Here is an 18067-nt window from a genome sequence, read left to right on the forward strand (position 1 = left end):
CACGCTTTTCGCCCGAAATGGAGCCCTTGATGACCGACCTCATGTCCATCGATTTTTCCGAAACCGACCTTGATGCGCTTGCCGATGCAGCAGGCAAGCTGGCGATCCTCGTCACGCCCGATGGCAAGCTGGACCCGGCAGGTCGCCGGGTGAATCGCCTGACGAAGCAAGCGGTTGCACGGTTGGTCGAGTCCGAGAAGTGGGGAAAAGTGAAGGTCGGAGAAGGCTTTACCATGGGTTTCCCGGCCGGATTGGCCGCCGATGCCCTGCTGGTCGTGAAGTTGGAGCGTCGCCCCACGGTGGTGGAGGCGCGCAAGGCGGGCGCGTCCCTGGCGAAGTTCAAGGGCAAGGACGCCCTGACGCTGTACGCGGGCACGTTCAACCGCACCCCCGATATCGCACTGGGCCTTGCCCTGCGCGCCTATGAGTTCGACACCCACCGCACCAAGGAAAAGGAAGAGGGCCAAGGGGCAATGGTCTACTGCTCCAAGCCCGATGAGGTGGCGCCCGAGGCCGCCACCGCCATGGCCGTGGCAGAGGGTGTCTTCTTCACCCGTGATTTGATCAATGAGCCTGCCAACGTCCTGACAACGCAGGAGTTCGCCGATCGTCTGGCGGCGATGAAGGACATTGGCCTTGACGTCGAAGTGCTTGATGAACCGGCTTTGGCGGAATTGGGCATGCGCACCTTGTTGTCGGTGGGCGAAGGCTCGGAAAGCCCATCGAAGGTCGTCGTGATGCGCTGGAATGGCGGCGGGAAGGAGAAGCCGTTGGCCCTGATCGGCAAGGGCGTGGTGTTCGATACCGGTGGCATCAGCCTGAAGCCTGCGGGCGGTATGGAAGACATGACGATGGATATGGGCGGCGCGGGGGTTGTCTCGGGGGTCATGCGGACCTTGGCGCTGCGCAAAGCGAAGGCCAACGTCGTGGGAATTGTGGGCCTGGTCGAGAACATGCCCGACGGACGCGCGACGCGGCCCGGCGACGTGATCCGCTCGATGAAGGGCGACACGGTGGAGGTAATCAATACCGATGCGGAGGGGCGTTTGGTCCTGTGCGATGTCATGTGGTACGCGCAGGAGCGGTTCGAGCCTGTCGGCATGATCGATCTGGCGACGCTTACGGGCGCGATCATCATTGGTCTGGGCCATGAGAACGCCGGAGTGTTTTCCAACTCTGACGCGCTGTCCGGCGCCTTCCTGAAGGCGGCAGGGGCCGAGAATGAAGGCGCGTGGCGGATGCCCTTGGGGGATGCCTACGACAAGTTGCTCAAAAGCCGCGTGGCGGACATGGCAAACGTTGGCGGTCGGGCCGCAGGCTCCATCACAGCGGCGCAGTTCCTGCAACGTTTCGTGAAAGACGAAATGCCGTGGATCCATCTGGATATCGCGGGCGTGGCCAGCGTGAAGACCGAGACCGCGTTGGCCCCCAAGGGCGCGACGGGCTGGGGTGTGATGGCGCTGGATCGGCTCGTGCGCGATGGCTATGAAAGCTAATCCATCACATGAAGAATGGCGTGTAAGTCATGGGTGAGGCGTATTTTTACCACCTCACCCAAGCGCCGCTGGAGGTAACGCTAAGGGTGCTTCTGGGCAAATCGTTGCAAGCGGGCTGGCGTGTTGCCGTGCGCGGCAGGACGGAGGCTGTGCTGGACCGCCTGGACGAGCAGCTTTGGCTGGTACCCGAGGACGGCTTCCTGCCCCACGGCCGCGCGGGCGGTCCCCATGATGCCGATCAACCGGTGCTTCTGACGATGGGGGCGGCAGGCAACGATCCGTCTTGTCTTGTGTCGGTGGAAGGGGCGTCGGTTGAGGCCGCCGAGGTGGGCATGATGGAGCGGGTGATGGTCCTGTTCGATGGCCACGACGAGGCGGCCTTGCAGACCGCGCGGGAACAGTGGAAGGCCCTGACGGCGGCAGGCGTTGCGGCGAAATACTGGTCCGAGGCGTCCGGGCGCTGGGAGATGAAGGCCGAAAGCGCAGCGTCTTAAGGCCATTAACGCTCCAGGATCAAAGTCCCGTCGGCGATTTCCAACCGCGAGAACCGGTTGAGGTAGGTCATGCCCAGAAGGCTGCCGTCCATCTCGCCCGCATTCACGATGGCGCGCACGTTCTCGTCCACGATCCCGCTGAGCGACAAGGTCGCAATGCGGGTGGGCGCGGTCTCGACCCGGCCATTGGCGGTATTGGCACGGCCCGAAAAGATCAGGTCATCCGTCGCGATGCCGGCGCGCGTGGCATCCGCCTGGCTGAGCACGATGGCCGAGGCCCCGGTATCGACCACAAAGCGGGTTGGCACGCCATTCACCTCCAACGTCAGGTAGAAATGCCCATCAGAGGCGCGTGGCACCTCGATCGCACCGGTTTGCATCACCGATTGCTGCGGCGCGATGGAACTGGACAGGTCGTTCCAAAGGCCCACGGCCACAAGCGCGCCCAGAAAGATGAAGCCCCAGACCGCGAGGTAGCGGGCCATCTTCCCAAGCTGGCGGCGCTGACCCCAAAGGAAATAGCCGCCAACCGCACAAAGCAGCACGATCAGGTAGATCAGGCGGGGAATGTCTTGGCTATCCATGATGCAGATATAGGCAGGCTTGGACGAAATGAAACGTCAGATCACCTGCAAATCGCGTAAGCCGTCGATGACGAATTGCACCGAAAGCGCCGCCAAAAGCATGCCCAGAAGGCGGGTGACGACGTTGATACCTGTCGGCCCAAGGAGCCGCTCTAGCGGGGCGGCAAGTAGGAAAAGCGTGAAGACGCAGGCGATCACGAGGGCCATGACACCATGGATCGCGAGGAGATTGAGGGTGCTGTCGTCCTGGCCCGTCAGCAGGATCATCGTGGCGATGGCCCCGGGGCCCGCGATCAGCGGGATGGCCAAGGGGAAGACGGAGGGGTCTTCGCCCTCAGGCTCGGAATCCGCGGTGCCTTGGCGCCGCTGGCTGCGCCGCTCGAACAGCATATCGAGGGCGGTGAGGAACAACAGGATGCCGCCTGCCATGCGGAAGGCGGGCATGGAAATGCCGAGGAAGCCCAAGACCGCTTCGCCCGCGACGCCGAACAGCGTGAGGAGGGCTGCGGCCACGAGGCAGGCGCGGATCGCGATGGATCGGCGCTGGCGCGGGGTCATGCCTTGGGTCAGTGCCACGAAAAGAGGCGCGAGACCGATCGGGTCGATGATGACGAACAGCGTCACGAAGGCAGGGATCAGGAGGGCGAGGTCCATGGGGCGATTTCTAGCAAATTGCGCAGCAAAGCTGCATTGGTTTTTCAAGAGGAAGGGGCGCTGCCCCTTTTTCGCATCCAAGGGATGCGAATACCCCGGAGTTTTCCGGGCAAGATGAAAGGGGAGCCTCAGGGGCGTGCGGCATCGAGCTTGGCCTGGGCCTTTTCCCAGAGGTCTTCGGCGCGAGCGAGGCCTTCCATCACTTCGGCGTATTTCTTTTGCCAGGTGGTCAGCTCGCCGATGCGGGCATCCTCGTAGAGAGCAGGATCGGCGAGTTTCTTGGCCAGCTTCTCGCGCATGTCTTCGATCTTTTCGACGCGGGCTTCGGCTTTCTTGACCTCGGAGCGCAGCTCTTTGATCTGGTCCTGGGACAGTTGCTTGGGCTTGGGTTTTGCGGGTTTGGCGGCCTTGGGCTCGGTCCCCAGAAGGGATTGGCGGTAGGTCTCCAAGTCATGCTCGTAGGGGGCGACATGGCCGTCCTTAACCAACCAGAGGCGGTCGGCCACGAGCGACAGCAGGTGCATGTCGTGGGACACGAGGATCACGGCGCCTGTGTAGGCGGTCAGTGCCTCGACCAGGGCTTCGCGGGATTCGATATCGAGGTGGTTGGTCGGCTCGTCCAGGATCAGGAGGTGCGGCGCTTCCAACGTGGCCAACAGCAGCGATAGGCGCGCCTTTTGGCCGCCGGAGAGTTTGGCCACAAGCGTTTCGGCCTGATCCGCGCCAAGGCCGAAGCCCGCAAGGCGTGCGCGCAATTTCGGCGGCGCGTCGGTGGGGCGTTCCCGGCGCAGGTGATCGAGCGGCGTCTCATCAAGGTGCAACTCGTCCACCTGGTGCTGCGCGAAGTAACCGATGCGCAGTTTGGAGGACGAGATGACGCGGCCCTCCATCGTTTGCAGTTTGCCCGCCAGCAGTTTCGACAGGGTGGATTTGCCCTGCCCGTTGCGGCCCAGGAGGGCGATGCGGTCGTCCTGATCCAGCCGCAGGTTAAGACGGTTAAGCACTGCGCGGTCGCCGTAGCCCACGGCGGCGTTGTCCATGGCGACGATAGGCGGGCTGAGGGCCTCGGGCTCGGGGAAGGTGAAGACGGTGCGCGCGGCATCTTCGGGCGCGCGGATGGTTTCCATTCGCTCCAGCATTTTCACGCGCGATTGCGCCTGTTTCGCCTTGGAGGCCTTGGCCTTGAAACGGTCCACGAAGGATTGCAGGTGGGCGCGTTGGAGGTCTTGCTTCTTGGCAGCGGCGGCTTGCACGGCGCGGCGTTCCGCGCGGGTTTTGGCGAAAGTGTCGTAGCCGCCGGTATAATAGGTCAGCGTCTTGTCGGCGAGGTGCAGGATGTGGCCCACGGCACGGTTCAGCAGTCCGCGGTCGTGGGAGATGATCAGGACCGTGTGGGGGTATTTGGCCAGATACGCCTCCAGCCACAAAGCGCCTTCAAGGTCGAGATAGTTGGTCGGCTCGTCGAGCAGTAGAATATCGGGTTGCGCGAACAGGACACCGGCCAGCGCGACCCGCATGCGCCAGCCGCCTGAATAGGCGGAGCAGGGGCGTTGCTGGTCTTCGTGGCTGAAGCCAAGACCGCGCAGGATCTGTGCGGCGCGCGCCTCGGCCCCCCAGGCGTCGATGTCGGCGAGGCGGGCCTGCACCTCGGCGATGCGCGTGGGGTCCTGGGACGTGTCGGCCAATAGGGCGGCACGTTCGGTATCGGCCTCAAGCACCGTGTCGATCAGGGACGTCTCGGACGAGGGCACTTCTTGGGCCACACCGCCGATTTTCGCGCCCGCAGGTAGGGTAATTTCACCAGTATCAAGGCCCAATTCGCCCCGGATGATCCGGAACAGCGTGGTCTTGCCCGTGCCATTGCGGCCCACGATGCCCACCTTGTGGCCCGCAGGAATGGTGACAGAGGCGCCCTCAAGCAGAGAGCGGCCCGCGACGGAGTAACCGATATCAGAAATACGCAACATGGAGCGCGGCCTAGCAGAGGGTTGCGCCCCATGCTAGCTGGTTTTCGAAAGGATGCCCTTCCGTGACGCGAACACCCCCAAGGTTGACTACGCTGGTGCTGATGACGGCGCTGTCGGTGCTGACCCTCAACATGTTTTTGCCTGCCTTGCCCGCGATGGGGGAAAGCTTCGGCGTGAGCGAGGCGGTGATGGGCTTGGCGATTTCCGGATACATGGCCTGCGCGGCGGTGTTCCAGATGTCGCTTGGCGCGCTGTCGGACCGCATTGGCCGCAGGCCGGTCCTGTTGGGGGTGTTGGCGCTTTACGTGGTGACGTCGCTGGTCTGCCTGAGCGCGCAATCCATCGAGGTGTTTCTGGTGGCGCGCGCGGTGCAAGCCGTTGCAGTGGCAGGCGGCGTTCTGTCCAGCGCCGTGGTGCGTGACCTCTATGACGGGCGGATGGCGGCGGCGAAGCTGGGGACGATTGCGACGGCGATGGCGATTGCGCCGATGTTGGCGCCTATCCTGGGGGGCTTTCTGGACGCGTGGTTCGGCTGGCGTGCAATCTTCGCGGCCTACACGATCTTTGGGTTGGCCGCATTCGTGCTGATTTGGGCGGATCTGGGAGAGACCAAGCAACGGGACCCCGCGCGGCAAGCAGGCCGCGTGACGGCCTTGCTGAAAGAGCCTGTGTTCTGGGCCTACACATGTGTGTTGGGGTTCAGCGTCGGGGCGTTCTTCACCTTTCTGACGGGGGCGCCCTTCGTGGCGTCGCAGGTTTTCGGCCTTTCGTCGGACCAGATCGGCCTTGTTCTGGGCTCGATCACGCTGGGGTATATGCTTGGGGCGGGCATTTCGGCGCGAACGGTCGAAAGGGTGGGTGCGATGCCGTTGATCCTTGTGGGGCGCGGCCTGCCGCTTGTGTCGCTTGTCGCTGCGTTGGCAGTTTTCCTTGCAGGGTTCGGGACCTTGTGGGTGCTGTTCGCGGCCACGATGACGGTGGGCTTCGGCAATGGCCTGACGGTGGCTAACGCCAATGCGGGTGCATTGGCCGTGCGGCCCGAAATGGCGGGCACGGCGGCGGGGCTTGCAGGGGCCTTTGTCCTGGTGACGGGCGCGGTCCTGGCAGGGCTGACCACCATGGTTCTCAGCGCCCAGGCGACGCCGGCGCGGCTCATCCTTCTTATGGTGGCGGCTGTGGCCGTATCTATGGCGGCGGCCCTCCTGGCGCGCCGCTGGTCCAAGGCCCTGCCAGCCAATTGAGCAAGCCGCCATTCGGGGGCAGGGCGGTCGCTGCCGGGTCTTTCCTTCTTCTGTTGCCCATGCTAGCTGCCGCGCGAAATCTTAACGCACTCAACCCGGAGCAGCCCCATGGCCATCCAGCGCACTTTCTCGATCATCAAACCCGACGCCACCAAGCGCAACCTGACCGGCCAGATCGCCGCTAAATTCGAGGAAGCCGGTCTGCGCATCGTCGCCTCCAAGCGCATCCAGCTAACGCTGGCCCAGGCGCAGCAGTTCTACGGTGTCCACTCCGAGCGTCCCTTCTTCGGTGAGCTGTGTGAATTCATGATCTCCGAGCCGATCGTTGTGCAGGTTCTGGAAGGCGAAGACGCCATTGCCAAGAACCGCGAAGTCATGGGCGCCACCAACCCCGCCGATGCCGCCCCCGGCACGATCCGCAAGGAATTCGCGCTGTCGATCGGCGAGAACTCGGTCCACGGCTCCGACGCGCCCGAGACGGCCGCGGAAGAGATCGCGTTCTTCTTCTCGGGTCTTGAGCTGGTCGGCTAAGCCACCCTGTTCTAGCACATGAAAAAGGGCCGTCCCAGACAGATGGGGCGGCCCTTTGTGCGTGCTGAAAAGGGTTACGTCATCTAATCCTGTTGGATCCCCGCGAGGTATTCGATCAGGGCAAGGATCCGGAAGCGTGCGTAAATCTCGGCCTCGGTGGTGGAGAAGTCGGGGTTCGCCACCAACCGTCCCCGGGCTTGAAAACGGTTGCTCCATGCGGGCATTTCGCTGCTGCCATGGGCCCCGCTGGAGACCGGGCCCTCGATGATCTGGTAGACGGAGGTCACCGGGAACACGCCGCCGTTCTGAGATTGAAGGGCTGTCAGATCGGGGAGGGATACGTTCAGGTACCCTGCCAACGGCCCGTCGCCGGTCCCGGACGCGCCATGGCATTGGGCGCAACTGTCCATATACTCCAATTGACCGATTTGTTGTGCGTTGGCTACCAGCGGCAGCCAGACTGCAAGTCCGACTACCAGACCAATGATGCGTGAAACCTGTCCCATTTCGGACCCTCCCTCGGTTTATCCAAGCGTCGACACGATACGGAGTATAGTTGCCTGTGCGATCTGCCGATTGACGTGGATCAACCCTGCCGGAGACATGCGCGGGCGAGGGCAGCTTCGCGGAAAAACCGAGGGCGATTGTCGATAGCGATGCGCCTAGCGCCGCTGACCCACGCCAATGTCATCGAGCATGCGTTCGAATGCGCTGTCGACGACGGAACCCGCTTCGTCGGCTTTCAGGGTGTCGAATTGAGCGCGCAACGCGTCCTTCTCGGCCCCCTTGCAGTCGTTCCAAGGGCGTCCCTGCAACGCCATGTGCAGGACATAGTACATGATGAAGTGGGGCCGTGCGCCGGTTCTTAGGATCGCGCGGTAGGCTTGGTCGGCGCCAAGATCGCGCAGGTGCCCCGCGGTGTGGATCCCGGCATTCGCCAGAACCTGGGCCTGGGCGGGGCCGATATTGCGGATCACCGTCACTGGGGCGGTGTCGTCGTCATCTGTCATCGTGGACCTCTGGTTGAGGTCGTCACCTTACACAGGTCTGTTCGAAACTTGAACGCGTTCTGCGCTCAGATACTGGCCCAATCCGAGAAGCGGACCGGCGTTGGCAGTTCCTTGGCGGGGGCTTGGCCCTTGGCGGGCTTTGGCTTGCGGGTTGGCATCGTGCTGCTCCGTTCTTTGGGATTGCACAGAAAACGCTGCGCCTGAAATCAGGCGATTTACGGTGCGGAAATGAGGCGACAATGGGGCACCAAGTCCGTGAAAACAAAAATCGGAGCGGGGAAAAGAAAAGCTGGCGTCCCGGATCAGTGGAAGAGAGACGAGGACGCGGGCCGCCAGCTTGGAAGGCGTTGGGTGGACCGGGAACAAAGGGAGGAGACGTCCCGGCTCACATCAACTGAGATCTTTTTGGCTTCTCCGGCGTTGCACGTGAAGGGGTAGGCGGTGCGAGAGGGGGCTTAAACGCGAAATGCTGCAATATTGGGCGATCTTGCGGCGGCCTTGGTCGCGATCGGGCAGTACCCGTTCGATGCGGCGCGCAGGGCGATGCAATTGCGGTGCGAATTGTTGCAAAAACCCGCGCCGTCCTCACGGCGGCGAGACGGGCTTTCACGGGCCTGTGTGGTTGGTGCAGGGCGGGGTGCCGTCTGTTCATATTCGCACCTATATCGCGCATTTCTCTCAGATACGTGTGTGGAATCACGCCAACACAAGGCGCATATTCATCTCATCGGAACGCAGCAAGACGCCGCGCTTCCCCAAGACAACCCAAACCAGGGGCCGCGACAACCGCCGCCCACTCAGAAAAGAAAAAGGACTAACGTCATGAAAAAGATCGCAATCATCGCCGCTACCACCCTGTCCATGGCCGCTTCCCTCGCTGCTCCGGCTTTCGCGCAATCGGCCTCCACCGCCTTCGCCATCGCGCATTTCAACCAGTCGGCCGATAGCGCCTCGGACGTTGTGGCCCTGCCCAATGGCGCGAACACCACGCAGGTCTCTACCCGCGGCATGACGCCCCTGGCTGAAGCCTTCGCCCTGTTCAACGAATACGCTGACGGCACCGGCGACCTGCGCGGCCTGAACGGCGCAACCGTCGTGAACGGCACGCCCGCTTACGGCGCCGACATCTTCGAGCGCCTGCGCGCCGCTGATCGTGAGAACAACTAAGACCAGATCACGGGACCTCCTCCCCCGGGTCAGCCCCTCGCCACCATGGCGGGGGGCTTTCTTTTGTACGGGGCGATAAGAATCTGCTTGGCGGTGGGGGCCACCATGTTACCTCTTGCCAATGCGACACCTGATACCGACCCCCGCCCAAGTCGATGCTGTGCAAGCTGACCTCTCGGATATTCCATGGCCCTCGGTGGACGCCGACGCACCGGCCGCCTTGCTCAGCCGATGCCCCGAGGCCGCGCAGACGCCCTTGGTGGCGGCACCCGCGCTTGCTTCACGCTTGGGCCTCGAGGCGTTGCACCTCAAGGATGAGCGCGCGCGCATGGGATTGGGAAGCTTCAAGGCCTTGGGCGCGGCCTACGTCATTGCCTGTGATGCCGCGGCGGGAACCGCCAAGGGCCGCGCCTATTACACCGCCAGCGCAGGTAACCATGGGCTGTCGGTGGCGGCGGGCGCGCTGGCGTTCGGCGCGCGCGCGGTGATCTATCTGGCGGCCACGGTGCCAGCCGCTTTCGCGGCACGGCTAGAGGGGATGGGCGCAGAAGTCCGCTGGCGCGGAGATGTCTATGAAGACAGCATGGAGGCGGCGAAAGCAGACGCTGCGGCAGAGGGGGCGGTGTTGCTGTCCGACAGCTCATGGCCCGGCTACACAAAGCGCCCGTGGCGGCTGATGGAGGGCTATCTGGTCCTTATGCAAGAGGCCGTGGCGCAGATACCTGCGCCGCCGACCCATGTTTTCCTGCAAGCGGGGGTGGGCGGTATGGCGGCCTCTGCCGCGGCCTATGCACGAAAGGTTTGGGGCGCTGGTCCCCGGATCATCGTGGTGGAGCCCGACGCGGCGCCTGCGCTGATCGCTTCGGTCGCGGCGGGGCGCGCGATGACCACCGAGGGGCCCGCGAGCGTCATGGGGCGGCTCGATTGCAAGGAGCCGTCATTGATTGCGCTGAAGGGGCTGTCGCGCGATGCCTCGGATTTCATGGTGATTTCCGAAAAAGAGGGCGCTTTGGGCGCGCAGATGGCCGAGGAAGCGGGGCTTCCCTCGACGCCGTCGGGCGCGGCGGGTCTAGCGGGCCTGATCGTCGCCGCAGAGGGCGACTTTGGGTTGGATCGCACCTCGCGCGTGCTGCTGATCCTTAGCGAGGGTCCGGAATGACACCCCCTCGCGGCTTTCCGGAGGCAGAGTTCCGCGACCGCACCGATCGCGCGCAGGCGCTTATGGCAAAGGCTGGTCTGTCGGCGCTGCTGCTCACGACCGAGCCCGAGGTGCGCTACTACACCGGTTTCCTGACGCGCTTCTGGGAAAGCCCCACGCGGCCCTGGTTTGTCGTAATCCCGGCCTCGGGCGCGCCGATTGCGGTGATCCCCAGCATCGGCGCGCATCTGATGGGGCAGACGTGGCTTGATGACATTCGCACCTGGCAGGCGCCTGATTACGATGATGACGGCATTGGCCTATTGGCCGAGACCTTGCAGGAGGTGACGCCTCCGGACGCCCGGATCGGCGTGGCGGATCAGATGGAAAGCCACCTTCGGATGCCGCTGGCCGATTTTCAAACTCTGAAACAATCGCTTGGGGCCCGTCGCATCACGGGCGACGCGACGATCACGCGCCGTTTGCGCATGGTGAAGTCGCGGGCGGAACTGGCCAAGATCACCTGCGCCGCCCAGATCGCCGATCGCGCCTTTGACCGAGTGGCAGAGATTGCGCGCGTGGGAATACCGCTGGCGCGGGTGTTCCGAGATTTCCAGCGACTTTGTCTGGAGGGGGGCGCGGATTGGGTGCCGTATCTGGCGGGTGCGTCCGAGGCTGGGGGATACGGCGATGTGATTTCTCCGGCGACGGAGGCCCCCTTGGCGGCGGGCGATGTGCTGATGCTGGACACCGGATTGGTCTGGGACGGCTACTTTTGCGATTTCGACCGGAATTTCAGCCTTGGCGCGCCCTCGGCGGCGGTGACCGAGGGCCACGGGCGGTTGATCGAGGCGACGCAGGCCGGGTTCCAAGCCGCCAAGCCCGGCGCGCGGATTTGCGAATTGTTCCATGCGATGACTGACATCGTGAACCCGGGCGGTGCGGGGTCTGACGCGGGACGGCTGGGGCATGGGGTGGGGATGCAGCTGACGGAATGGCCGTCGATCATCGCCGCCGACAAGACCGTACTGGCAGAGGGGATGGTGCTGACCTTGGAGCCGGGCGTGACTTTGCCCGACGGCAAGATCATGGTGCATGAGGAAAACATCGTCATCGAGGCGCAGGGCGCCCGCTTCCTGTCTTCGCCTCAAGACCGGGAGATCCGCGTGATATGACCCATCTTCCCTATGCGCTGACCGAGGATCGCCCGCCGCAATTGGGCATGGTCGTCCTGCAGTCGGACGAGACGCTGGAGGCGGACCTGGGCCGCCTTCTGCCGCAACGGGCCGAGCTTCTGGTGACCCGGATCCCGTCGTCGGACACGGTATCCTGCGACAGCCTCGGTGAGATGGCGCGTGACCTCACGGCGGCCGCTTCGCTGTTGCCACGGGGCGCGAAACTGGCGGTGGTGGGCTTTGGCTGCACGTCGGGTACGGCGCAGATCGGGGCAGGGCGCATCGCGCAACTCACCCGCGCAGGCGTCGAGACGCAGGCGGTCACGGATCCCGTGTCGGCCCTGATCGCGGCATGCAGGCAGTTGGGCCTGTCCCGTTTGGCGCTGGTCAGCCCCTATGTCGAAGAGGTCTCGACGCGCCTGATGGATGTCTTGGCCGAGGCGGGTATCGAGATTGCGGCCTTCGCCAGTTTCAACGAGGCCAACGAGGCGCGTGTCGTGCGTATCGCGCCCGGTGCAATCGTCGATGCGGCCCGCGCGACCGTGGCGCAGGCACCGTGCGACGCGGTGTTCTTGTCCTGTACCAACCTGCGCACGCTGGACGTAATCGCGCCCATCGAGGCGGAATTGGGCCTGCCGGTCCTGTCGAGTAATCTGGTGCTGGCATGGCACATGGCGCATCTGGCAGGGCTGAAGGCTGCGGGGATCGACGCGGCGTTGCTGCGCGCCTAGCCGATGAATTGCAGCTTGGCCAAGCGGGCATATAGCCCGCCTGCGGCAATCAACTCATCATGGGTGCCGGTGGCCACGACGTGCCCTTCGTTCAACACGATGATGCGGTCGGCCTTCTTCACTGTGGCCAGGCGATGGGCAATGATAACCGTCGTGCGGTTGCGGCTAAGGCGGTCGACGGCCATCTGCACGGCGGTCTCGCTTTCCGCGTCCAGCGCACTCGTGGCCTCATCCAGCAACAGGACCGGCGCATCGCGCAGGATCGCGCGGGCAATGGCGATGCGCTGTTTCTGGCCGCCCGATAGCATTACGCCGCGCTCGCCCAGGTGGCTGTCATAACCTTGGGGGAAACCGGTGATGAAGCCATGGGCGGCGGCGGCCTTCGCGGCAGCCTCGATCGCGGCTTGATCCGCGTCCAGACGCCCGAACCGGATGTTCTCGGTGGCGCTGGCCGCGAAAATCGCAGGATCCTGCGGCACCAATGCAATGTTGCGGCGGAACGCGGGCCGGGACAGGTCGCGCAGGTCGCAGCCATCAAGGGTGATGCGCCCGCCGGTGGGGTCATAGAAGCGCTGGATCAACTGGACAATGGTAGTCTTGCCCGCCCCCGAAGGGCCAACCAGTGCCACGGTCTCGCCCGGCAAAATCTCCAGCGTCACGCCCGCCAATGCCGCCGCCTCGGGGCGCGTGGGGTAGGTGAAATGGACGTCTTCAAAGACGATATGGCCCGTCACGGGCCCCGTCAGCGGTGTGGGGGCCTCAAGATCCGTTACGCCGTCTTCGGCGCTCAGCAAGTCGACCAACCGCTCCGTCGCACCCGCTGCGCGCTGAAGGTCGCCCCAAAGTTGCGCCGTGGCCGTCAGCGCCGTGGCGACCATGACGGCGTAGATCATGAACTGCACGAGGGTTCCGGGGGTCATGAGGCCCCTCTGGACATCCCCGATGCCGACCCAAACGACGCTGACACAGGCGGTAAACGACAGGAGAATGACGAAGAAGGTCAGCGCCGCCCGGATCTCGATCCGGCGTCGCGCGGCGGCGAAGGCCTTGGCGGTGAAGAAGGAAAACTGGGTTCGGCTGGCCTTTTCATTGGTGAAGGATTGCACGGTTTGCACCGCCGACAGGCTTTCCGAGGCCTTGCCCGAGGAAGCCGCGAGCCAGTCTTGGGCTTCGCGGCTGGCGAGGCGCATCTTGCGGCCCAAAAGATAGATCGGCACAAGCGTCAGGGGCACGACCAGCAGCACAAGGGCCGACAGCTTCACCGAGGTCGTGACCAGCAGGAAGACACCGCCCGTCAGGGTCAGGACGTTGCGCAGGGCCGTCGCGGCGGAAGAGCCGACGACGTTTTGCACCAGCGTGGTATCGGCCGTGATGCGGCTCAGGATCTCTCCGGTCATGGTGGTCTCGTAGAAGGCGGGGCTGAGGCCGATGACCCGCGAAAAGACCGCGTTACGCAGGTCCATCACCACCTGCTCTCCGAGGCGGGCGACGAGGTAGAAGCGCAGGGCCGAGCCAACCGCAAGGGCCGCGACACCAACAAGGCCGATGACGAAGTACCGGTCCAGAAGCTCGACGTTTCCGGCGTTGAAATGGTCCACCAGTCGACGCACGATCAGGGGCAGGGCAAGCGACACGAGGGTGGTCACAAGCAGCACCATTGCTGCCGCGCCAATCAGGGTCCGGTGGGGGCGCAAGAACGGCACCAGCGCCCCTAAGATCCCGATCCGGCGAGATCCTTTGCGCGGGCGGCGGGCCTCAAGAATATGTGCTGGCGCTTTGGTTGCCACGGTGTGCCCTTCGTCGTGCGCCACGACTGCAAACGCCGCGCTCCGTTACAGGCTATCTGTTCGCTTTGCCGGGCAACAGGCCTTGCGCAAACATAGTGCAAAGCGCGGGGCGCAAGACGTGGCCACAGGGTTTTCTCTTCGCCGTGTTCCGGGGCTGTAAAGAGGCGTTCTTGAAGCTAAAGGTTAATTCTTGACTCTAAAGTTTAAAGATTTACTCTAAAGATAAAATATGGTCGCTATAGTGTCACTCTTGAACCCATCGCCGCGACCTTGCGCCGAGCCGATCCCCTGAGGGCCGCCCCCGATGCAAAGCGCGTCTGTCACATCTTTCGCCTACCGCGCTTATGGCTTCAATCTGGTCAGCGATATACCATTGGCTCGGTTGAGCCCCGGCATTGATCTGGGCCTCGACACGATCACCGTCACCCGTCAGGAGGTGATGCCAGAGGCGCCTGCCAATGCGGCGAAGATTGGCCCCTACCTGCGGGCCGCCCCCGGTTTTCTGTCACTCGACATTGACGGGGTTGTGCGCATGGCGGCGATTGCGGGGCAAAGGTTGCTGTATTGTCCCTATGACGGCACCGATGACGCGTCTGTTCAGGTGTTCCTGATGGGCTCGGGGTTGGGGGCGGTTCTGATGCAGCGCAAGTTGTTGGTGATGCACGGCAATGCGGTGGAGGTGGCCGGGGCTTGCGTGATGTGCGTGGGGCCATCGGGCGTGGGGAAATCCACCACAGCCGCGGGCCTGATGCAGCGCGGCCACCGAGTGATGAGCGATGATGTCTGCGCGATCAACGGGGCCGGGCAGATCGTTCCGGGCATACCCAGCATCAAGCTGTGGCAAAGCGCGGCAGATGGGTTGGGCATGGCCACAAAGGGGCTGGATCCCGTCAGGCCCGACATGGAGAAGTACGGGCTGCCTTTGGGGCGGGCGTTCTACGCCGATCCATTGCCGGTTACCAGAATCTACGTCCTTTCTCCCAACGGCTCTGCCACCGTCAGCCTTGAAAGGCTGAACGCGGCCGAGAAATTCGACACGCTTCGCGACAATACCTACCGTTTTCCCTTCGTGGCCGCCCTGGGCTTGAGCACGTTGCATTTCCAGCAGCTGGCCGATCTTGCCCGGCGCATCAGCGTTACGCGGATAAAACGCCCTGCGGAAGGGTTTCATCTGGACCAACTGCTGGATGCCTTGATCGCTGATACCACCGATCAGGTGCGGAACACCTGACGCGACTGTCCCGGACAATGCCCTAGACGACCTTTTTTCAAGGCCTTAGAAGTTAACACGCCGCTTGGTTGCTTGTGAAAGAGAGATGGGGGGCGACCCACGGCCTCAAGGGCGGCGTTGTTTGAGGGTTTTGCCATGAAAGAAGACATCATGCGATACGAGCGCAGCGCCAATATGATGGTGGCCGAGATGGATGGCGATCTGGTGATGATGGATATCGACCAAGGCAGCTATTTCGCGATCAACCCGGTCGGTGGCCATCTTTGGCAGCAGTTGGAGACGCCGCAAACGCTGGCGGGCCTGGTCGAAAGCGTAACGAAGGCCTTTGCCACGGATGATGCTTCCCAGGTCAAGACCGATGTGGAGGGGTTCCTTGCCGACATGGCGCATAACAACCTGATCCGAGAGATCAGGGCCTGACGATGGGCATCGTGGCCGTTGCCCTTCGGAAAGTCCGATCCGCGACGACATTCTCGGCGTTCGAGCTTATCCTGATCGCGCCTGTCTTCATGGCCTTAGGCGTGGCGCGGCTGGCGATTTTGATCCTGCCGTTCCGGCTTTATGCCCGCGTTCTTGGGCAACCGGCCGGGCTGGACGTTGAAACCGCACCGGTGTCTGACAGCGCCATGGCGCGCGCCCGTGCGATCGGCAAGGTCGTGCGGCGCACCGCACGGATCACCCCGTGGCAATCCGTGTGCCTTGGCCAAGCCATGGTCGCCGCGCTTCTGCTTCGCTTGGCGGGTGTGCCCTACTGCGGCTATTTTGGCGTCGCCGCTGCCCGCGATGGGGCTGAAACAGATCCGTTGAGCGCGCACGCATGGGTCCGGGTAGGGCACTGGAACGCGACGGGGGGACAGGATGTGCGCCGCTACGCGGTCGTCATGGTCTTCAAACACAGCCCCCGGCACGGCGGCTGATGTTTGCCTGCATTTTTGTCCGTGCCGCTCGCGCTAATCCGCAGGATCATGCGACGCCCGAGGCCTTGTTGCACGCCCTGACGCCGTTTGAGCCGGCGGATGTGCAAGGCCATTGGTCGAACGAGCATCTGATGATGGTCCAGGCGCTGACCTGGAACACGCCGGAGCAGCGCTTTGAGAACGCGCCCGAGGTCTGCGCCACAACAGGCCGCGTGATCGTGTCTTGGGTGCGGCTCGATAACCGGACGGAGTTGTGCGCCGCGTTGCACCTACGCGACGCACCCGACCTGACGGACCCGCAAATCATCCTTTCCGCGCATCAAACGTGGGGTGAGGGATGCGTCGACCAGCTTGAAGGGGACTTCAGCTTCGTCCTCTATAACCCTGAAAAGAATAATGTATTCTGCGCCCGCGACAGCTTGGGCACGCGGCCATTCTACTATGTCTTGACCGATGAGGTCTTTGTTGCAGCGACCTCTCTGGTCGCCCTGCGTGCGCTCAGGACGCCATTCAAAGCCCCCAGCCAGAAGTGGATCGCGCTGTTCGTGGCGAACATGAACTGGGCGCAGACCGAGGCTGCCTACGAAGGCGTTTCCAAACTCGCTCCGGCCCATCATATGACGGTCGCGCGCGATGCCAGCACAGGACCAAAGCGCTATTTCAACTTCGATCTGAGCGCCCCCCACGCCACGCGGCGCGACCCCATCTGGGTCGAGCGCTACCGCGATCTTTTTGACCGCGTCGTCAAGGATCGGGCACGATCCGCGTACCTGGTGGGCGCCGAAAGCTCTGCCGGGCTCGATTCTTCGTCCATTGTCGCGCAACTGGTGCGCGTCCTGCCCCATGATCGCGCGGATTTTCACTGCTTCGGCATGATGCAGATGGTGGATGAGGTGGCGCTGCTTCCGGCCACATCCGCGATGTGCGACATCCGTCACACCCATATCGTCACCCGGCCCGAAATGCTGGCACTTAACGCCAGCTTTCAGCGGGCGCTGCGCACCATCGGGCATCCGGCCGAACATGGGCAGATGTTGCTGCATCCCAGCTTCTTCACCATTGGGGCATCGCTGGGCATTCGCACCATGGTCTCTGGCTTCGGGGGGGATGAGGTCGTCACATCCTATGCGGGGGGCCTGTTCGACGATCTGCAGGCGCAAAAAGCATATGGCACCTTGCTTCAAGAGCTTCCCGGCACCGGAGCAATGCGCCTTGCGCGGCTGGCAAAACGTCTGATGCGCGGTGCCTCGAATCCGTTCGAGCGGGAACGCGAAAGGGTTCGCGCCAAACTGGCCGCGAGTTGCCTGCGCGACGATGTGCTGGAAGACATGGGCCTGCGCGATCAGGTCGAGGCGTGGTTAAACCCCACCGGTCTGACCCCCACCCTCAATGCCTGGACCGGACTGTTGCCGGGTTTCACCCACGGGCGCACGGCGCGTCTGGAAAGCACTGCTTTGTTTGCGGCAAGCCACCGCGTGGATTACCGATTTCCGATGCTCGACCGCCGCCTGATCCAGCAATTTTTCGCCACGCCCGCGATCGAGAAACGGCACCGCGATATGGGACGGTATCTGCATCGCCGCGCAATGATGGGGCGGGTCCCCGATCAGATCCTTTGGCAGAAGACGAAAGACATGGGCACGCATTTGGGCGGGCGCCCGAACATTGCCCCCAGAACGGTAACGCCGTTCGCAGCACTGCCCGAGGTCCTGCGCAGCCTTGTGGATGCCCGGAAGTACGATGCCCTGATGGCTCGGTGCGGACCACAGAACAAGGCGGATGCACCGGCGGATTTGTCGTCGGAATTCAGTTTGTGGCAGCTGGATCAACTGACTGCATGGCTTTAGGGCTGCGGGCGATGCATCGCGGGGGGAATTCCAGGTTGCGCCTTGAAAATAAGCCTGACACGGCGATTAACGTGGCGCTCACGGCTTGACAAGCCAA

General features: G+C 63.4%; 18 protein-coding genes. 12 read left to right on the forward strand and 6 right to left on the reverse strand.

The features are described 5' to 3' along the window. The first annotated feature begins 29 nt into the window (after nucleotides 1-29). Both KUL25_RS02410 and KUL25_RS02415 read left to right on the forward strand, forming a co-directional pair. Nucleotides 30-1496 (forward strand): leucyl aminopeptidase, encoded by a 1467-nt coding sequence (locus tag KUL25_RS02410; protein ID WP_257891467.1) that lies wholly within the window; start codon nucleotides 30-32, stop codon nucleotides 1494-1496. Between the two features lie 29 nt (nucleotides 1497-1525). Then, nucleotides 1526-1990 carry a DNA polymerase III subunit chi gene (locus KUL25_RS02415; protein WP_257891468.1) on the forward strand — a complete coding sequence of 155 codons (465 nt, stop codon included), beginning with the start codon at nucleotides 1526-1528 and terminating at the stop codon, nucleotides 1988-1990. Nucleotides 1991-1995: 5 nt separating this feature from the next. On the opposite strand, the gene KUL25_RS02420 is transcribed toward KUL25_RS02415, so the two are convergent. The 3 genes from KUL25_RS02420 to KUL25_RS02430 all read right to left on the reverse strand — a co-directional run bounded on the left by KUL25_RS02420 (nucleotide 1996) and on the right by KUL25_RS02430 (nucleotide 5195). Continuing rightward, nucleotides 1996-2574: a retropepsin-like aspartic protease family protein gene (locus KUL25_RS02420; RefSeq protein WP_257891469.1), complete on the reverse strand. Its 579-nt coding sequence runs from the start codon at nucleotides 2572-2574 to the stop codon at nucleotides 1996-1998. A 36-nt stretch (nucleotides 2575-2610) separates the two neighbouring features. Beyond that, nucleotides 2611-3228, reverse strand: a complete 618-nt coding sequence (locus KUL25_RS02425; RefSeq protein WP_257891470.1) for a MarC family protein — start codon at nucleotides 3226-3228, stop codon at nucleotides 2611-2613. A gap of 128 nt (nucleotides 3229-3356) precedes the next feature. Then, the gene (locus KUL25_RS02430; protein WP_257891471.1) at nucleotides 3357-5195 is read right to left on the reverse strand and encodes an ABC-F family ATP-binding cassette domain-containing protein; all 1839 of its coding nucleotides are present in this window, start codon (nucleotides 5193-5195) and stop codon (nucleotides 3357-3359) included. Nucleotides 5196-5257: 62 nt separating this feature from the next. Here KUL25_RS02430 and KUL25_RS02435 point away from each other — a divergent pair, with 62 nt between their 5' ends. Together KUL25_RS02435 and ndk are read left to right on the forward strand one after the other, a co-directional pair. After that, nucleotides 5258-6436, forward strand: coding sequence for a Bcr/CflA family efflux MFS transporter (locus tag KUL25_RS02435; protein ID WP_257891472.1), 1179 nt, complete (start codon nucleotides 5258-5260; stop codon nucleotides 6434-6436). Nucleotides 6437-6544: 108 nt separating this feature from the next. Beyond that, nucleotides 6545-6967, forward strand: a complete 423-nt coding sequence (gene ndk, locus KUL25_RS02440) for a nucleoside-diphosphate kinase (RefSeq protein WP_257891473.1) — start codon at nucleotides 6545-6547, stop codon at nucleotides 6965-6967. Nucleotides 6968-7050: 83 nt separating this feature from the next. On the opposite strand, the gene KUL25_RS02445 is transcribed toward ndk, so the two are convergent. Both KUL25_RS02445 and KUL25_RS02450 read right to left on the reverse strand, forming a co-directional pair. Beyond that, nucleotides 7051-7473 (reverse strand): c-type cytochrome, encoded by a 423-nt coding sequence (locus tag KUL25_RS02445; RefSeq protein ID WP_257891474.1) that lies wholly within the window; start codon nucleotides 7471-7473, stop codon nucleotides 7051-7053. Nucleotides 7474-7629: 156 nt separating this feature from the next. Beyond that, nucleotides 7630-7977 carry a TfoX/Sxy family protein gene (locus tag KUL25_RS02450; protein WP_257891475.1) on the reverse strand — a complete coding sequence of 116 codons (348 nt, stop codon included), beginning with the start codon at nucleotides 7975-7977 and terminating at the stop codon, nucleotides 7630-7632. Between the two features lie 822 nt (nucleotides 7978-8799). Here KUL25_RS02450 and KUL25_RS02455 point away from each other — a divergent pair. From KUL25_RS02455 to KUL25_RS02470, 4 genes are all read left to right on the forward strand, one after another. Continuing rightward, on the forward strand, nucleotides 8800-9144 hold the full coding sequence (locus tag KUL25_RS02455; RefSeq protein WP_257891476.1) for a hypothetical protein: 345 nt from the start codon (nucleotides 8800-8802) through the stop codon (nucleotides 9142-9144). 121 nt (nucleotides 9145-9265) lie between these two features. Next, entirely contained in the window at nucleotides 9266-10303 is a 1038-nt protein-coding gene (locus tag KUL25_RS02460) for a pyridoxal-phosphate dependent enzyme (RefSeq protein ID WP_257891477.1), read from the forward strand. Beyond that, on the forward strand, nucleotides 10300-11457 hold the full coding sequence (locus KUL25_RS02465) for a M24 family metallopeptidase (RefSeq protein ID WP_257891478.1): 1158 nt from the start codon (nucleotides 10300-10302) through the stop codon (nucleotides 11455-11457). The genes KUL25_RS02460 and KUL25_RS02465 overlap by 4 nt, the downstream gene beginning before the upstream one ends. After that, the gene (locus KUL25_RS02470) at nucleotides 11454-12188 is read left to right on the forward strand and encodes a maleate cis-trans isomerase family protein (protein WP_257891479.1); all 735 of its coding nucleotides are present in this window, start codon (nucleotides 11454-11456) and stop codon (nucleotides 12186-12188) included. Before KUL25_RS02465 ends, KUL25_RS02470 begins: the two co-directional genes overlap by 4 nt. On the opposite strand, the gene KUL25_RS02475 is transcribed toward KUL25_RS02470, so the two are convergent. Further along, nucleotides 12185-13975, reverse strand: coding sequence for an ABC transporter transmembrane domain-containing protein (locus KUL25_RS02475; RefSeq protein WP_257891480.1), 1791 nt, complete (start codon nucleotides 13973-13975; stop codon nucleotides 12185-12187). The genes KUL25_RS02470 and KUL25_RS02475 overlap by 4 nt on opposite strands. Before the next feature lie 304 nt (nucleotides 13976-14279). Here KUL25_RS02475 and KUL25_RS02480 point away from each other — a divergent pair, with 304 nt between their 5' ends. The 4 genes from KUL25_RS02480 (at nucleotide 14280) to KUL25_RS02495 (ending at nucleotide 17970) form a co-directional block, all read left to right on the forward strand. Further along, complete coding sequence (locus KUL25_RS02480; protein ID WP_257891481.1) at nucleotides 14280-15206, forward strand: HPr kinase/phosphorylase; 927 nt, start codon at nucleotides 14280-14282, stop codon at nucleotides 15204-15206. A gap of 135 nt (nucleotides 15207-15341) precedes the next feature. Next, complete coding sequence (locus tag KUL25_RS02485) at nucleotides 15342-15626, forward strand: PqqD family protein (protein WP_257891482.1); 285 nt, start codon at nucleotides 15342-15344, stop codon at nucleotides 15624-15626. A gap of 11 nt (nucleotides 15627-15637) precedes the next feature. Further along, nucleotides 15638-16123, forward strand: a complete 486-nt coding sequence (locus KUL25_RS02490; RefSeq protein ID WP_257891483.1) for a lasso peptide biosynthesis B2 protein — start codon at nucleotides 15638-15640, stop codon at nucleotides 16121-16123. Then, on the forward strand, nucleotides 16123-17970 hold the full coding sequence (locus KUL25_RS02495) for an asparagine synthase-related protein (RefSeq protein ID WP_257891484.1): 1848 nt from the start codon (nucleotides 16123-16125) through the stop codon (nucleotides 17968-17970). The genes KUL25_RS02490 and KUL25_RS02495 overlap by 1 nt, the downstream gene beginning before the upstream one ends. Nucleotides 17971-18067 lie beyond the last annotated feature (97 nt).

Origin of the sequence: Gymnodinialimonas phycosphaerae, assembly GCF_019195455.1 — a bacterium.
In the GTDB taxonomy this organism is placed as follows: Bacteria; Pseudomonadota; Alphaproteobacteria; order Rhodobacterales; family Rhodobacteraceae; genus Gymnodinialimonas; species Gymnodinialimonas phycosphaerae.

What these genes read in the sequence shown, in the direction of transcription:
- KUL25_RS02410 (WP_257891467.1), top strand. Translation starts at nt 30, where the DNA reads ATGACCGACCTCATGTCCATCGATTTTTCCGAAACCGACCTTGATGCG.
- KUL25_RS02415 (WP_257891468.1), top strand. Translation starts at nt 1,526, where the DNA reads ATGGGTGAGGCGTATTTTTACCACCTCACCCAAGCGCCGCTGGAGGTA.
- KUL25_RS02420 (WP_257891469.1), bottom strand. Translation starts at nt 2,574, where the DNA reads ATGGATAGCCAAGACATTCCCCGCCTGATCTACCTGATCGTGCTGCTT.
- KUL25_RS02425 (WP_257891470.1), bottom strand. Translation starts at nt 3,228, where the DNA reads ATGGACCTCGCCCTCCTGATCCCTGCCTTCGTGACGCTGTTCGTCATC.
- KUL25_RS02430 (WP_257891471.1), bottom strand. Translation starts at nt 5,195, where the DNA reads ATGTTGCGTATTTCTGATATCGGTTACTCCGTCGCGGGCCGCTCTCTG.
- ndk (WP_257891473.1), top strand. Translation starts at nt 6,545, where the DNA reads ATGGCCATCCAGCGCACTTTCTCGATCATCAAACCCGACGCCACCAAG.
- KUL25_RS02445 (WP_257891474.1), bottom strand. Translation starts at nt 7,473, where the DNA reads ATGGGACAGGTTTCACGCATCATTGGTCTGGTAGTCGGACTTGCAGTC.
- KUL25_RS02450 (WP_257891475.1), bottom strand. Translation starts at nt 7,977, where the DNA reads ATGACAGATGACGACGACACCGCCCCAGTGACGGTGATCCGCAATATC.
- KUL25_RS02455 (WP_257891476.1), top strand. Translation starts at nt 8,800, where the DNA reads ATGAAAAAGATCGCAATCATCGCCGCTACCACCCTGTCCATGGCCGCT.
- KUL25_RS02460 (WP_257891477.1), top strand. Translation starts at nt 9,266, where the DNA reads ATGCGACACCTGATACCGACCCCCGCCCAAGTCGATGCTGTGCAAGCT.
- KUL25_RS02465 (WP_257891478.1), top strand. Translation starts at nt 10,300, where the DNA reads ATGACACCCCCTCGCGGCTTTCCGGAGGCAGAGTTCCGCGACCGCACC.
- KUL25_RS02470 (WP_257891479.1), top strand. Translation starts at nt 11,454, where the DNA reads ATGACCCATCTTCCCTATGCGCTGACCGAGGATCGCCCGCCGCAATTG.
- KUL25_RS02480 (WP_257891481.1), top strand. Translation starts at nt 14,280, where the DNA reads ATGCAAAGCGCGTCTGTCACATCTTTCGCCTACCGCGCTTATGGCTTC.
- KUL25_RS02485 (WP_257891482.1), top strand. Translation starts at nt 15,342, where the DNA reads ATGAAAGAAGACATCATGCGATACGAGCGCAGCGCCAATATGATGGTG.
- KUL25_RS02495 (WP_257891484.1), top strand. Translation starts at nt 16,123, where the DNA reads ATGTTTGCCTGCATTTTTGTCCGTGCCGCTCGCGCTAATCCGCAGGAT.